This is a genomic window from Sphingomonas elodea ATCC 31461 (genome assembly GCF_000226955.1).
In the GTDB taxonomy this organism is placed as follows: domain Bacteria; phylum Pseudomonadota; class Alphaproteobacteria; order Sphingomonadales; family Sphingomonadaceae; genus Sphingomonas; species Sphingomonas elodea.
The window spans coordinates 1-1,184 of sequence record NZ_AGFU01000116.1 but is presented as its reverse complement, the minus strand read 5'-3'; the positions used below and the strand labels follow the sequence as shown (position 1 = coordinate 1,184).

At 49.9% G+C, this 1,184-nt stretch carries 2 protein-coding genes; both read right to left on the bottom strand.

The window, feature by feature from the left end:
- Positions 1-324: 324 nt before the first annotated feature.
- The gene (locus tag KK7_RS22740) at positions 325-639 is read right to left on the bottom strand and encodes a hypothetical protein (RefSeq protein ID WP_138984007.1); all 315 of its coding nucleotides are present in this window, start codon (positions 637-639) and stop codon (positions 325-327) included.
- Positions 640-650: 11 nt separating this feature from the next.
- A partial coding sequence (locus KK7_RS22235) for a polymorphic toxin type 50 domain-containing protein (protein ID WP_237709260.1) occupies positions 651-1,184 on the bottom strand: 534 nt, incomplete at its 5' end.

Below are 1,184 nucleotides of genomic sequence, written 5' to 3'. Positions count from 1 at the left end.
GTCGCCATAGCCCGCGAGCCGGGTCCCGCCGGTCAGCGCGGTCAATTGCTGTCCGACGAGCTGCTGCTCGCGCCGCGCGCGGGCATCCCGTTCGTTGAAGAACTGGATGGCGGTATAGTGCCAGCACAGCGCATAGCCGAAGTCGCGCGGCTTGAGCGCGCCGACAAGCTTCACCGGCCCGGACTTACCGGTGCATCGCTCGTACATCTCGATGCCGGCCCTGTAAATGTCGTTCTCGGGCCCGAACTCGACCTTGGCATGTGGCCCCGCCCCGAGCGTGAACGCGAGATAGTCGTCCAGCCCTTCGCGATCTCATTGGCCAGCCTATACATCTTGTCTCATTAAGAAAATTACTATCCAATCATCATTTTGCTTTTTTAATAAATTACTACCAGTGATATCGATTGAATATTTTATCTTAGACGGGGGGGATTTTAAATCGAGCGCAAGCCCATCCAACTCCCCCATCGCATCCTCAATAATTTCTAAATCTCCAATATTATCACGTTCTAAATCAAATTTCAAATTCCATTCTTCTTCACTCAAATATACAGAAATTCTCTTAAAATTTCTATTTATAACTCCCAAAAGACATTGACCTATAATTACGATTGCCGCATTTCTGCTGTCGATATCCAAACCATCATCCTTTACTTAAAGTTTGGGTTAGTGGGAACGATGCTAGGCTTCGTGGTACCTTTTATGATGAACACATTGGTCGGCTGACCATTTATACCAACCCCTATGTTAACGTTTGTTCCGATTATGCCATCTACGCGAACAATTGGAAATCCTTGCGCCGACTTTCCTATTATAACGGCGGAACCCGAGTGATATGCGTCAAGAACTGCCTGAGCATCCTCAACACTATTAAGATAACCACCTCCACCACGTGCAGCGAGTTCTGGTCTCCCCGCAATATGTCGAAGCTGCTTTTGACTAATCTTTTGGGCAACGTCAGGAAAATCAGCTTTTTTCAAAGTGGATGTTAGGCCGCCCGCGGACTGGCCGACTACACCAGTTGCACTTCCGGCATTATGAAGCACCGGCACGTTGAGGTTGTATTGCGCCCCCCCTAAATTCAAATCCGTTGGGCCGCTACCTACCCCCTCTTCTAGCTTGACGGTACCGTGCGGCCCACCGTTGACGCCCTTGATCACCGGCACTGTCATTCCGAGCAGTGT